Raw genomic sequence first — 12,076 nt, 5'->3', positions numbered from 1 at the left:
TGCCTGAGGGGGAGAATGGTGTCGGCACGATCACACGGCGCGGTCGAGGCGGGTTCTGCGACTCGAGACCGGCGTCCTTCGGGGCCATGTCCCGCGCGGAGCGCGGTATCGATGCCGTGCACTGAGGCCGGAAGGTGACCTCGATGTCCGTCGACGACCGCCTCGACGCCGTCCTGAACACCCTCGCTGACCGAGTCCGTGGTCTGCGGCGCGAGCGCGACCTGTCCGTCACGGCTCTGTCGTACGAAGCCGGGATCTCGGAGTCGCGTGTTCGTGCGATCGAATCCGGACGCACGACGGCCTCGCTGGCGACCCTCGTCGCTCTCGCGGAAGCCTTCGAGATCGATCTGTCGGAGCTGTTCGGCGAGACGGCTCGGGACCGGAGCGATCGAGAACCCGAGAGCCCGTACGTCGTGCCGAGCGAGGTGACCTGGGGCGGGGACCTCCCTCCGGCGCCGTGGATGACGTCGGCCGCGCCCGCACCCGCGTCGAGCCCCCGTGTCGTGCCCAGTGAGGTGATCTGGGGAGGGGAGCTCCCCGCCGCCCCGTGGGTGAAAGGCACCCCGGCACCGCAGACGACCTCCGTCACGCCGCCGCGAGTCGACCCCGCGCCCGCGTCGCCCCCGATCGAACCGACGGAGAAGTCGTGGGAAGGCGCTCTTCCTCCGGCGCCGTGGATGGGAAGCGCCCCGGCGGCGACGACCGTCGTCTCGCCCGCGTCCACCGCCACGATCGTCCGAACGGAGATCGGCGTGGCGCCTCCGGCTCCTCTTGTGGCCGAAAGCGACGTGCCCCCGCTCACTTCGCGCTACGTCCTCGTCGCTCAGGATGCGGGTGTCGCCCGCGAACCGCGGACCTTCTCCGATCTGCGCGAGGGGGTTCTCGCAGGTCGAGAGTTCCGCTCCCTCCGGGAATTCGCGGTCGCGGCCGTCGCCGAGGCGGACTACAACGTGGTCACCGTCGCCCGGATCTTCCGCTTCCCCGTCTGGAAGCTCGAGCGGTGGGTCGCCGAGGCGGGATACGTCGGACGCGCGTGATGCCGGGGTGCGCGCAGTGCGCACCCCGACCCGTCACAGCGCGCGGAGCTTCTCGAGAAGCGGGGCCGCGATCTCGTCGACGAAGCGCTGCTGCTGCTCGTCGCCCACCTGGACGATCGCGATGTCGGTGAACCCCGCGTCGATGAAGGGGCGGACGCTCTCGGCGAGCTCGTCGAGGTCCGGGCCGCAGGCGATCGACTCCGCGACGTCCTCGGGCCGCACGAACTGCGACGCACCCGCGAAGCCGGCCGGAGTGGGCAGGTCGGCGTTCACCGCCCAGCCGCCGGCGAACCACCGGAACTGATCGTGGGCACGGGCGACCGCGGCATCCTTGTCCGGATCCCAGCTGACCGGGATCTGGCCGATCTTCCGCGAGGGGCCCTCGTGGTGCGCATCCCATCCGGCGATCAGATCGCCGTCGGGTTCGGTGGTGATCAGGTGGTCGCCGAGCGGGGCGAAGCGTTCGATCGAGTGCTCGCCCGACACAGCCACACCGATGGGGACGCCACCGTCGGGGGCATCCCACACGCGTGCGGAGTCGACGCGGAAATACTCGCCGTCGTAGGTGACGAGGTCGCCCGTGTGCAGCGCGCGGATGATCTCGATCGCCTCGACGAGCATGTCCTGACGCGCGTGGACGGCGGGCCACCCCTCACCCACGACGTGCTCGTTCAAGTTCTCGCCGGACCCCAGGCCCAGAGTGAAACGACCGTCGGACAAGAGCTGAAGGGTCGCCGCCTTCTGGGCCACCACGGCGGGGTGATAGCGAACGGTCGGGCAGGTCACGTACGTCATCAGCTCGACGTCGGTGGTGGCCTGTGCGACCGCTCCGAGCACCGTCCAGGCGTAGGGCGCGTGGCCCTGGCTGGTGAGCCACGGGGAGTAGTGGTCGCTCGAGACGAGGAAGTCGTAGCCGGCGCGCTCGGCACCGACGGCGTAGTCGACGAGGGCCTTGGGGCCGCTCTGCTCGGTCATGAGGGTGTAGCCGAATCGCGTCATGTCGGCCACGGTAGGGCGGGGGAATAGCGCGCTCGCCGGGGTTGCGTTCGCCACGCAGATGCGGCAGACACGACGAAGGGCCCGCGGTGCGGGCCCTCCGTGACGAGGTCAGTCTTCGGGAGCGTGGATGACCTTCTCGCCCTCGAAGGTCTCCCGCTCCTTCTTCTTGTCGTCGTTGCGGGTCTTGCGCAGGCTGAGGAAGGTCGCCACTGCCACCGTCGCCGCGATGAACAGCAACGAGAACCAGATGGGGATTTCGGGCACCCACAGCAGCGGTTCGCCGCCGTTGATGAACGGCAGCTCGTTCACGTGCAGAGCGTGGAAGACGAGCTTGACGCCGATGAACGCCAGAATGACCGCGAGGCCCTGCGCGAGGTAGACCAGGCGCTCCAGCAGGCCGCCGATGAGGAAGTAAAGCTGACGCAGACCCATCAGCGCGAACGCATTGGCGGTGAAGACGATGTACGCCTCGTTCGTCAGGCCGTAGATCGCGGGGATCGAGTCGACGGCGAAGACGAGGTCGATGAAGCCGATGGCGATGATCACGAGCAGCATCGGGGTGACGAATCGCTTGCCGTTCTTGCGCACGGTCAGCTTGTCGTCGTTGTACTCCTCGCTCACCGGCAGGACGCGGCGGACGAACTTCATGAATCTGCCGTTCGCGGGGTCGCTCTCACCGTGTGCGAACGCCTGACGATAGGCGAGGAACAGCAGCAGCGCGCCGAAGATGTAGAAGATCCAGGAGAAGTTCTCGATGAGGGCGGCGCCCACGGCGATGAAGGCACCGCGCATGATCAGAGCGATCACGATGCCGATCATCAGCACCTTCTGCTGGTAGATCTTCGGCACGGCGAACCCGGTCATGATGATCAGGAACACGAAGAGGTTGTCGATCGACAGCGCCTTCTCGGTCAGATAACCGGCGAAGTACTCCCCACCGAACGTCCAACCGGAGAACACTCCGATGCCGACGCCGAACAGGAGCGCGAGGCCGATGTAGAACGCCGACCAGCGGGCGGATTCGGCGATCGAGGGCTCGTGGGGCTTCCGGACGTGCGCGAAGAATTCGAACACGAAGAAGGCGATGGTGATCGCGATCGTGATGATCCAGATCAGAGGGGTGACGCCCATGGCGGCCTCCAAGGGAAATAGGTGTACGACAAGACACCAAGGTCTCCTCCACCCGGCGAGATGGGCCGACGTCCCGGGCTCACGATGGCGTGATCCGTATTGACGAGAACGTCGCGGTGGGAGTACTCCCCTTGCTGGGCTCGATTCTACGGCATCCGGCTCTGCGTTCCGGGACTGGACGACGATCCGCCCGCTGTGCTATCCGGGGGTGGATGCCGGACCCCGGCGTTCGACGGCGGTGCGCCTCAACGCGGGGGAGCGCCGCCCACGACGGCGTCGACGAGGGCCAGCATGTCGGCGGCGTCGAACTGCTCGCGGCTGAGGGCGCGCAGGATGACCGCCCCCACCAGGGCGTCGGCGGCGGCGTCGAGCCGCGGGCCCGAGACGCCACCCATGGCCTGCGAGAGGCTCTCGACGAGAGGGGCAGCGAGGATCTCCGCGCGGAGCCGCCGGCCGGTTTCGGCGCTGCCGGCGGCCGCAGCGACGAGAGAACGAAGCATTCCCTCGCCGTCCGCGCTCGCCCGCAGAGTGAACAGGTCGGTGAGCCACGCAGCGAGATCGGTCCGCGGGTCGCCGGTGTCGGGCAGATCGCGTCGGCCGCCGAGCAAGCGGCCCTCGAGAATCGCCTCGGCGATGACGTCGCCCTTACTCGCCCACCAGCGGTAGATCGTCTGCTTGCCCACGCCCGCGCGTCGGGCGATCCCCTCGATCGTGAGGTGGTCGTATCCGCGTTCGACGAAGAGCGCCACCGCGGCATCGAGAATCGCAAGGCGCGCCGCCTCGCTGCGCACGGGGCCACTGCGCGGAAGAGTCATGCCACACATTCTGGACGATCGCGGGGCAAAGCGAGACGAGACGGTGCGTGTTATCTTTGCCCGGACTGGTCGGAGCCGACGGTGCTCCCTCGCGCGCACCGCACGAGAGGAACACCCCGCATGGCTGAACTGCTGCACCGCCTCGGAACTTTCGCGGCTCGTCGCGCGTGGACGGTGATCGTCGCGTGGCTGGTCATCCTCGGGATGGTCGTGGGCGGCTTCCTCGTCGGATTCAAAGGCCTCAGTTCGAGCTTCGACATCCCGGGAACGGCATCCGGAGAGGTGATCTCCGAACTGCAGGGGGAGCTTCCCGATTTCGCGGGCGCCTCGGGCGCCGTGGTCTTCCGTACCGATGACGGCTCGCCCCTCACCGACGAGCAGAAGACCGCGATCTCGGCGCTGGTGACCTCGGCGGGCGACCTCCCCGACGTGGCCCGTGTCACCGACCCCTTCACCGCCCAGCAGCAGCTCGACGCGCAGCGGCAACAGATCGTCGACGGCAGGCAGCAGATCGACCAGGCCCGAGCGCAGGCGGAGTCCGGTCAGCAACAGCTCGACGCCGGAAGGTCTCAGCTCGAGGCGGGACAGCAGAAGCTCGACGAGGCGAAGGCGCAGATCGAATCCGCGCCGCTCCCGGCCGCGCAGAAGCAGGCCCAGCTGACGGCCCTCGAGGCGCAGCAGCAGCAGATCGACCAGCAGCGGTCCGGCCTCGAGCAGCAGCAGACTCGGCTCAGCGACGGCCTCGTCCAGATCGACGCCCAACAGACGCAACTCGATGACGGGTCGGAGCTGCTCGGCTTCGCGGATGCGATCCGCCTGGTCGCGGCGGACGGATCCACGGCCATCGTGAACGTTTCGTTCAGCGAACCCCGTCTCGAGCTCTCGCAGGCGTCCAAGGACGCCGTGGTCGAGCACTTCACCGCCGCACCCGTCGACGGGGTCGAGGTCGCCTTCAACACCGAGATCTCGCAGGGGGTCCCGGAGATCCTCGGCGTGGGCGAGGCGATCGGCGTCGCGATCGCCGCGATCGTTCTGATCGTCGTGCTCGGATCCCTCCTCGCGGCTTCGTTCCCGATCATCACCGCACTGGTCGGGGTCGCGATCGGCGCGATGGCCACGTTGTCGTTCTCGGGTCTGGTGCAGATGGCATCCGTCACGCCGATCCTGGGCGTGATGCTGGGGCTGGCCGTCGGCATCGACTACTCGCTCTTCATCCTGTATCGGCACCGGCGCCAGCTCCTGCAGGGCGCGGACGTCGTCGACTCGATCGGCCTCGCCAACGGCACCGCCGGCAATGCGGTGGTGTTCGCCGGCACCACGGTCATCGTCGCCCTCCTGGCGCTGAACATCACCGGCATCCCGTTCCTCGGGCTGATGGGGACGGCGGGTGCGGTGAGCGTCCTCGTCGCCGTGCTCATCGCCGTGTCGTTGACGCCGGCCCTGCTCGGCCTCGCGGGAACGCGCATCCTGAGCCGCCGCGCGCGCGGGCGACTCGTCGCCGCAGCGGCCGAAGCGCACCCTCGCCGGGCGGCCCGCGAGGGCATCGCGCCCTCGGACGTCCAGGAGCACCCTCGACGCGCCGCTCGCACGGGTGCCGTCCCGGTCGCCGCGGCCGGGGTGAAGCCGATGTCGACGTTCCGTGCCGTCGTCACGATGGTCGTGGCCACGATCGTCCTGCTGGTCGTCGCGATCCCCGCGCTGTCGATGCGCCTCGGTCTTCCCGACGGCGGATCGGAGGCCGAGGACTCCACGGCGTACAAGGCCTTCACCTGGACGGAGCAGGCGTTCGGTGCCGGTGCGAACGCCCCGCTGCTCGTGACCGCCGCCCTTCCCTCGGGGACCGCCGAGGACGAGGTGCGAGGTGTTCAGCTCGACGTCGCCCGCGAGCTGTTCTCGCAGAACGATGTCGCCGCTGTCGCCCCGGTCGCGGTCTCCGACGACCGCACGCTCGCGGCGTTCCAGGTCATCCCGAAGGAGGGGCCGAACGCCGTCTCCACCGAACAGCTCGTGCGCGACCTGCGGGCCATCCCGCCCGTGGACGGTGACATCCACCTGGGGGTGGCGGGCGCCGCGGCGATCAACATCGACATCTCCGAGGGTTTGGCGAGCGTCCTGCCGATCTACCTCGTCGTGGTGGTGGGGCTGTCGTTCCTCATCATGGTGATGGTCTTCCGCTCGCTCCTCGTGCCGCTGATCGCGACCCTCGGCTTCGTCCTGTCGCTGTTCGCGACCTACGGCGCCGTGACGGCGGTGTTCCAGTGGGGGTGGCTCGGTGGCGTGCTGGGCGTGCACAACCCCGGCCCGATCCTGAGCTTCCTGCCGGTGATCCTGGTCGGCATCCTGTTCGGGCTCGCGATGGACTACCAGCTGTTCTTGGCCACGGGGATGCGCGAGGCGTGGGCGCACGGAGCGGCGCCGCGCGTGGCCGTCGCCCAGGGCTTCCGAGCCGGGCGCACGGTCGTGACGGCGGCCGCCATCATCATGGTGGCGGTGTTCTCGGGCTTCATCGCCTCGGACTCCGTGATCATCAAGTCGATGGGCCTCGGTCTCGCGCTCGGCGTGCTCTTCGACGCGTTCATCGTGCGGATGCTGCTCATGCCGGCGATCATGCACGTGCTCGGCGGGTCCGCTTGGTGGCTTCCGAAGTGGCTGGACCGGATCGTTCCCGACGTCGACGTCGAAGGGTCCGCTCTCGAGCGGCGCCACCCCGGGCATCACGGGTCCTGAGCACCCGCGGCCGGGCGGCGCAAGCCCCGGCTCCCGTGGGGGCGGAAGCAACAGGATGCCGGGAAGGACCGATTCCGAGGAGGACGACGATGACCGATCGTGAAGAGACGCAGGACGCCCCCGTCATGGACGGCGCCACCGACGCCGGCGTGGAGGAGAAGAAGGCCGGAGCGCAGCAGCAGCGCGCGGCGGACGCCGCCGTTCACGACGACGAGCCCGCGCAGCAGGACCTGAAAGACGACCTCCGCAGCATTCGCGGATACGGCGAGGACCGCTAGGCGGACGACGACTCCCGTCCGGAGCCGAGTGGGGGACGGGCTCGACGGGCGGGAGTCGTCGGGGACGCCGGAAGTGGCGTCATCCGCGCCGGCGATGCCGGGGCCGGGTACCGGCAGGCTACGCCGGTGCCCCACTCCGGCCGCGTTCTCTCAGACGATACGAAGGCGGTCCCGCGGATTCTCACGGGACCGCCTTCGTCGCTCGGGGTTCAGGATGTCGTGGGGATCTCGCCCGCCGCGATCGCGTCGGCGTAGGTGCGGATGTCGGGGCCGGGCTCGTAATCGATGAAGCGGTCCTTGATGCGCGCGTTGATCTGCGCGAAGGCCTCGTCCGACGAGATGCCCTCGCTGTCCCGGGCGATCGCGACGACGGCTTCGCGCAGGACGGCGTCGGCGTCGTCGAGGATCTTCTGGCGGGCGGTTTCGTTCCAGCGGATGTCTGAGATGTCCATGGCCACACGGTACGGTCCGCGCCCTTCCCGCGATCCCGGGCTTGTGTCGCACGAGCCGATGTGCGCGGCAACCCGCCCCTATCGTCGTCCCGAGCGCGACACGATGGGAATATGACGAGGGATGCCGTGACGACCCTGCCGCAACGAGTGCGCGCCGCCGCGCGCGACGCCGGGTGGTGGGCGCAGGACTACGTCTACGCGGTGCGGGCGCAGGCGCGCGCTCTGCGGGATCGTGGTGCCCCCGATTCCCTCGCCGCGGGGGAGGGCACCCCGATCGTCCTGCTTCCGGGGATCTACGAGACGTGGCGGTTCATGGAGCCGCTCGCGCGTGCCCTTCACGACCGCGGCCATCCCGTGCACGTCGTGACGGAGCTCGGCGGCAACCGTCGGCCGATCGTCGAATCCGCCGGGCGCGTGGCGGAGCTGTTGATCGCTCGCGGCCTCGATGACGTGCTGCTCGTCGCGCACAGCAAGGGCGGGCTCATCGGCAAGCACGTCATGGCGTTCAGCCCCGCAGGCGCTCGCGTGAGGGGGATGGTCGCCGTCGCCACCCCGTTCGGCGGGTCGCGCTACAGCAGGCTCATGCCGACCCCCTCGCTGCGCGCCTTCGCCTCGGGTGACGCGACCATGCGCGCGCTCGCCGCCTCAGCGGACGTGAACACTCGCATCGTCTCGATCTTCGGCCCGTTCGACCCCCACATTCCCGAGGGGAGCGAGCTTGCGGGGGCGAGGAACATCGTCCTGGCGCGCGGCGGGCACTTCCGCGTTCTGGAGGATCCGCGGGTGATCGCCGAAGTGTTGCGCGCCGCGGAGTGACCGGTCGGTTCAGCGCCCTCCGCCGCCTCCGCCGCCCATTCCGCCGCCCGAGAAGCCGCCGCCGAACGAGCCGCCGGAGAAGCTCCCCGACCCGCTCGTCGTCGCCACAGCCGGGGCGCTCGCCGTGTGCAGCGAGCCCATCATGCCCGTGAAGGCCACGGGCGAGAACCCGCTGCCGCCGCTGTACCACCCCAGATCCGCGCCCGCTTCGCGAACGCGGGTGTCGAGGGCCTCGGCCCACTCCTTCTCCACGCCCCACACGACCGCCCAGGGGAGGAGCCGTTCGTACAGGTGCAGCACCTGCGTCGGGTCACCCGGGTCGAGCGAGGTTTTCTCGGCGCCTTCCGGGCTCTGCAGGACGCGGAGGCGATCCGCTTCGGCGAGGCTCAGGTAGTCGCGCAGGCCCCGAAGGTGATCGCGTGCCGGGGCTCCGGCATCCGTGATCCGATCCCGATAGCGCAGGACGACGAAGGTCAGGATGCCGAGAACCACCGTCGCGGGGATCGCGACGATCTGCCACCAGGCCGGTGCACTGCCTGCTGCGGCGAGGACCAGGGCGGCCACCGAGATCCCGAAGGCCAGGACGACGATGCCCGCGGCCAGGATCGCGGTGCCCGGTCTCTGCTTCTCGGTCCAGCCGCGCGAGCGGAGCTCCGCCGAGGCCGCGGCCGGCAGCCGCCGCAGAGCGAGGGCGACATCCTGACGGGCGGGCCCGGGCTTCACTCGTTGCCCGGCGGCGGGGGCGTCGCCGAAGACGGCGTGGACGACGGCGGCCCGAAGCGGTGTCGCCCCCGCGTCGTCGACGAACTCGAGCTCGAGCGAGCCGGGTTCCCCCGGTGTCTCGATGATGCGCAGATGGCCCGCGATGGCCGTGTCGAGAAGGGCGGCCGGGATGCCGGCACCCGACCGGTGCACCAGTTCGGCGCCCTCGATCACGTCGACTCCGGAGGGCGGCCCGTACTCGGGAACGATGATGCCGCGTCCGTCCGCATCGCGACCGCGCCGACGAGCGACGGCGGCGACGCCGACCCCCGCGAGGCCGATCCCCACCGCCGCGATCGAGCTGCCGGCCAGCGCGGGGGCCGCGTCGACCGAGAATTGCTCGAGGGGTGTTCGCTCCACCTCCCCGGGGATGAACGTCCCGCGGGCGAACCCGATGGCGACGGTGACGTTCTCGCCGGGGCCGAGCGACTGCTCCTGCGATGAGAACACGACGCCGGCGGCGCCGGATCCGCTCGCGATATCGCACCGACGGTCCGATCCCTCCGAGCCGACGTAGCAGGCGGCCGCCCCCTCTCGCAGGAAGGGGACGAGCGCCGCGTCGACCGACAAGCGCACAGAGACTGCGCCGAAGGGCTGCTCCCACTGCGTGCCGTTCACGTCGCGGTAGAACTCATCGGCGTCCGTATCCGCGAAGGAGCGGATGGTGTCGCGCTGTGTGTAGGAGATCACGTACGTCTGCACGCCACGGACGTAGGAGTCGTCGCCGGTGAGCACCCTCACCTCGCGGCGGTCGGACTCGACCTCGAAAGGAACTGCCGCGCCCGCGGCGTCCACGACCGAGACGACACGGGTCTGCAGGGGCACCCCGTCGTAGTCATCGGGTATCGACCGGATGATGCCGCGGTTCTGGTCCTCGTCGGGGAACCGCGCGACGAGCGTTTCGGTCACCGCGAGCTCGGCGTGACCGTCGGCCGCCCGAGTGAGCGTCATCTGCGCGTCGAAGGAGTCGAAGGTGAAGTCGCTCGTGTCGGCCGAAGCGAGACGAGGCGATGCGAGCGCGATGAGCAACGCCAACGCGACGACGGCGACGGCCGCCCACGAGCGGCGGACCCGGAAAGGCGAGGAGGCGAGGCTCGGCATGCTCAGACGCTATCCGGCCGCCCGTTGCGAGCGGATCCCCCCTGCGGCGAAGTCTGGTGCGCGGTCGAGGGAACGCAGCGCTCAGGCCGCGGCGCTGGGGGTGGCCGCCGCGACCGTCCGAAGGATCGAGGGCGCGGCAGCAGGGGGAGCGAACAGCGCACAACAGGAGCGGCCCGAGACCTCGCAGGCATCGGCGACGGCGCATCGCATGCGCTGGAGGAACGCCGTCACGGCCACCGTCTCGCTCTCGGACATCCCGCGGGTCGCCTGCATCATGCGCGCGTGCATCGACCGGAGGGTCTCGCGCATCTCCTCGTCGGCGTGCGGGGTGGCGGTGATGACCACCTTGCGGCGGTCGGAGGGGTGCGGCGTGCGCCGGAGGTGCCCCGACCGCTCGAGCCGATCGAGCAGGGCCGTCACGGACGCCGTCGACACGCCGAGATGGCGGGCGAGGTCGATGGGGGTGACGTCCCGGCCCGCGCCGCTGGCCCTCGCGAGGAAGCGCAGGACGAGGAGTTCGTTCTCGCCCATCGACATGGAGTCCTGAGTGCGGCGACGCATCGCCATCTCCGCTGAACGGTACGCGCGCATCGCCTCCATGACGCGCGCCCCGCGCTCGTCTTCGACGCTGTCGCTGTACCAGTACGACGGCGGTGCCGCGTTCTCGCTGGACATCGATCTCCTAATATCTCGCTTGCCTATTCGCTAGTCTACCTAGTAAGTTCTTCAGTGAGCAACGAGCAGAGGGGTACATCATGGCGAAGCTCTACTACGGCACGACGACCGAGCCGATCCGCATCGACGACCGCATGTTGGCGCACGTCAAGGTGGTCGTCGCCACCAAGCTCCGCCGCGGCGAGAGCTTCACGCTCTCGTGGGTGCACGGGCCCGACGAGCCGGTGGGACGGTCGACGATCTGGCTGCAGCCGTCCATTCCTCTGCGGTTCGTCTTCGACTCGGAGCAGCCGGAGGCGCTCGACCAGAACCTTCTCAAGCGCATGGCCAACGATGCCAACTCCTCGCGGGGCCTCAGTCTCGACATCGCCCTCGAGGAGCCCGCGGAGAAAGTCGTCCCGCCGCGGGTGTCGGCCTCTGCGTCGAAGTCGACGCGTTCCCTCGTCCGCGCGGCGTGACCCCTTCTGCGCCGCACGCGTCGAACGGGGCGGTCGTTTGGTCACGGGTAGACGCCGACCTCTCTGTCGCCACGCGCGACGGCGACTTCGCCGGGTACGTCGATCGCCGCTCCCTCGGGACGTTCCTCGCCTTCGACCGGCACGGGCGGCACATCGGCACCTTCGACCACGCCGATGCGGCGCGATCGGCATTGGGCGGCCACGCCCGGGATCGACGCGAGAACCCGGCCGTCCGCGGGATGCAGTTCCTCCGCGAGGTCAGGCGCAGTGCGACAATCGCCAGACTCTTCAGAGCGCAGTCATGATCGAAATCCCGACGTGGGACGCACCCGCGGGACGATCCGCATCACCGACCCGGGGGATCCTCCGGTTCCCGGTTCTCGGTGACGTCCTCGCCTGACCGGTCGACGGGCCCCCGCGCCGCGGGCTCTTTTCGCACGAGCAGAACGGCGACCGCGAAGCAGACCCCTCCCAGGGCTCCGAAGATCAGTCGGGGCCCGGTGGGCGAATCGGCGGGGAAGACCAGGGTCGGGGCGGCCAGAACGGCTATTGCGATGACGCAGAGCGCGAAACCCATCGGACGTGGCGATCGCGAACTCATCGGACCCCTCCGGATGCGGACTTGACGACAGCCTAGACGAGTGCCGGGAGGAGCGGCGTGAATAGACGCGAGTCGGGGCCATTCCCGACGTCACGAGGGCTGGCCCGAGCGCGACGCTGACCTCTTCCTTGAGGCCGAGGCTTTCCCTGCCGGAACGAGCTCATCGGCCGGCGTTCACGGAGGGACACCTCTTCGCCGAGGCTGATGCGGCCATCGATGACGGG

The 12,076-nt window shown here is 69.6% G+C and carries 11 protein-coding genes; 5 read left to right on the top strand and 6 right to left on the bottom strand.

Annotated features, from left to right (window positions below):
- Positions 1 to 143 precede the first annotated feature (143 nt).
- Positions 144 to 1,037 carry a helix-turn-helix domain-containing protein gene (locus QBE02_RS07830; RefSeq protein ID WP_279367791.1) on the top strand — a complete coding sequence of 298 codons (894 nt, stop codon included), beginning with the start codon at positions 144 to 146 and terminating at the stop codon, positions 1,035 to 1,037.
- A gap of 33 nt (positions 1,038 to 1,070) precedes the next feature.
- Here the strand turns inward: QBE02_RS07830 and QBE02_RS07825 are convergent, their stop codons facing one another.
- From QBE02_RS07825 to QBE02_RS07815, 3 genes are all read right to left on the bottom strand, one after another.
- A complete protein-coding gene (locus tag QBE02_RS07825; protein WP_279367790.1) occupies positions 1,071 to 2,036 on the bottom strand; it encodes an LLM class F420-dependent oxidoreductase in 966 nt (321 codons plus the stop codon).
- A 108-nt stretch (positions 2,037 to 2,144) separates the two neighbouring features.
- Positions 2,145 to 3,167 (bottom strand): TerC family protein, encoded by a 1,023-nt coding sequence (locus tag QBE02_RS07820; protein WP_056226338.1) that lies wholly within the window; start codon positions 3,165 to 3,167, stop codon positions 2,145 to 2,147.
- Positions 3,168 to 3,412: 245 nt separating this feature from the next.
- Positions 3,413 to 3,982 carry a TetR/AcrR family transcriptional regulator gene (locus QBE02_RS07815; protein ID WP_279367789.1) on the bottom strand — a complete coding sequence of 190 codons (570 nt, stop codon included), beginning with the start codon at positions 3,980 to 3,982 and terminating at the stop codon, positions 3,413 to 3,415.
- Positions 3,983 to 4,102: 120 nt separating this feature from the next.
- On the opposite strand from QBE02_RS07815, the gene QBE02_RS07810 reads away from it, so the two are divergent.
- Entirely contained in the window at positions 4,103 to 6,709 is a 2,607-nt protein-coding gene (locus tag QBE02_RS07810; protein WP_279367788.1) for an MMPL family transporter, read from the top strand.
- A gap of 89 nt (positions 6,710 to 6,798) precedes the next feature.
- Positions 6,799 to 6,987, top strand: coding sequence for a hypothetical protein (locus tag QBE02_RS07805; protein ID WP_056226347.1), 189 nt, complete (start codon positions 6,799 to 6,801; stop codon positions 6,985 to 6,987).
- A gap of 209 nt (positions 6,988 to 7,196) precedes the next feature.
- Here QBE02_RS07805 and QBE02_RS07800 read toward each other — a convergent pair whose 3' ends face one another.
- The gene (locus QBE02_RS07800; RefSeq protein ID WP_279367787.1) at positions 7,197 to 7,439 is read right to left on the bottom strand and encodes a hypothetical protein; all 243 of its coding nucleotides are present in this window, start codon (positions 7,437 to 7,439) and stop codon (positions 7,197 to 7,199) included.
- Positions 7,440 to 7,550: 111 nt separating this feature from the next.
- On the opposite strand from QBE02_RS07800, the gene QBE02_RS07795 reads away from it, so the two are divergent.
- Complete coding sequence (locus QBE02_RS07795; protein ID WP_279367786.1) at positions 7,551 to 8,255, top strand: esterase/lipase family protein; 705 nt, start codon at positions 7,551 to 7,553, stop codon at positions 8,253 to 8,255.
- 9 nt (positions 8,256 to 8,264) lie between these two features.
- Here the strand turns inward: QBE02_RS07795 and QBE02_RS07790 are convergent, their stop codons facing one another.
- Complete coding sequence (locus QBE02_RS07790) at positions 8,265 to 10,118, bottom strand: DUF2207 family protein (RefSeq protein WP_279367785.1); 1,854 nt, start codon at positions 10,116 to 10,118, stop codon at positions 8,265 to 8,267.
- 81 nt (positions 10,119 to 10,199) lie between these two features.
- Positions 10,200 to 10,793: a MarR family winged helix-turn-helix transcriptional regulator gene (locus QBE02_RS07785; RefSeq protein ID WP_268103276.1), complete on the bottom strand. Its 594-nt coding sequence runs from the start codon at positions 10,791 to 10,793 to the stop codon at positions 10,200 to 10,202.
- An 80-nt stretch (positions 10,794 to 10,873) separates the two neighbouring features.
- On the opposite strand from QBE02_RS07785, the gene QBE02_RS07780 reads away from it, so the two are divergent.
- On the top strand, positions 10,874 to 11,251 hold the full coding sequence (locus tag QBE02_RS07780) for a hypothetical protein (RefSeq protein WP_279367784.1): 378 nt from the start codon (positions 10,874 to 10,876) through the stop codon (positions 11,249 to 11,251).
- Positions 11,252 to 12,076 lie beyond the last annotated feature (825 nt).

This window comes from Microbacterium testaceum, assembly GCF_029761935.1.
Lineage (GTDB): Bacteria > Actinomycetota > Actinomycetes > Actinomycetales > Microbacteriaceae > Microbacterium > Microbacterium testaceum_A.
The sequence above is the reverse complement of the archived record's forward strand: the minus strand, read 5'-3'. Positions and strand labels throughout refer to the sequence as shown.

What these genes read in the sequence shown, in the direction of transcription:
- QBE02_RS07785 (WP_268103276.1), bottom strand. Translation starts at nt 10,793, where the DNA reads ATGTCCAGCGAGAACGCGGCACCGCCGTCGTACTGGTACAGCGACAGC.
- QBE02_RS07790 (WP_279367785.1), bottom strand. Translation starts at nt 10,118, where the DNA reads ATGCCGAGCCTCGCCTCCTCGCCTTTCCGGGTCCGCCGCTCGTGGGCG.
- QBE02_RS07795 (WP_279367786.1), top strand. Translation starts at nt 7,551, where the DNA reads ATGACGAGGGATGCCGTGACGACCCTGCCGCAACGAGTGCGCGCCGCC.
- QBE02_RS07805 (WP_056226347.1), top strand. Translation starts at nt 6,799, where the DNA reads ATGACCGATCGTGAAGAGACGCAGGACGCCCCCGTCATGGACGGCGCC.
- QBE02_RS07820 (WP_056226338.1), bottom strand. Translation starts at nt 3,167, where the DNA reads ATGGGCGTCACCCCTCTGATCTGGATCATCACGATCGCGATCACCATC.
- QBE02_RS07815 (WP_279367789.1), bottom strand. Translation starts at nt 3,982, where the DNA reads ATGACTCTTCCGCGCAGTGGCCCCGTGCGCAGCGAGGCGGCGCGCCTT.
- QBE02_RS07810 (WP_279367788.1), top strand. Translation starts at nt 4,103, where the DNA reads ATGGCTGAACTGCTGCACCGCCTCGGAACTTTCGCGGCTCGTCGCGCG.
- QBE02_RS07830 (WP_279367791.1), top strand. Translation starts at nt 144, where the DNA reads ATGTCCGTCGACGACCGCCTCGACGCCGTCCTGAACACCCTCGCTGAC.
- QBE02_RS07825 (WP_279367790.1), bottom strand. Translation starts at nt 2,036, where the DNA reads ATGACGCGATTCGGCTACACCCTCATGACCGAGCAGAGCGGCCCCAAG.
- QBE02_RS07800 (WP_279367787.1), bottom strand. Translation starts at nt 7,439, where the DNA reads ATGGACATCTCAGACATCCGCTGGAACGAAACCGCCCGCCAGAAGATC.
- QBE02_RS07780 (WP_279367784.1), top strand. Translation starts at nt 10,874, where the DNA reads ATGGCGAAGCTCTACTACGGCACGACGACCGAGCCGATCCGCATCGAC.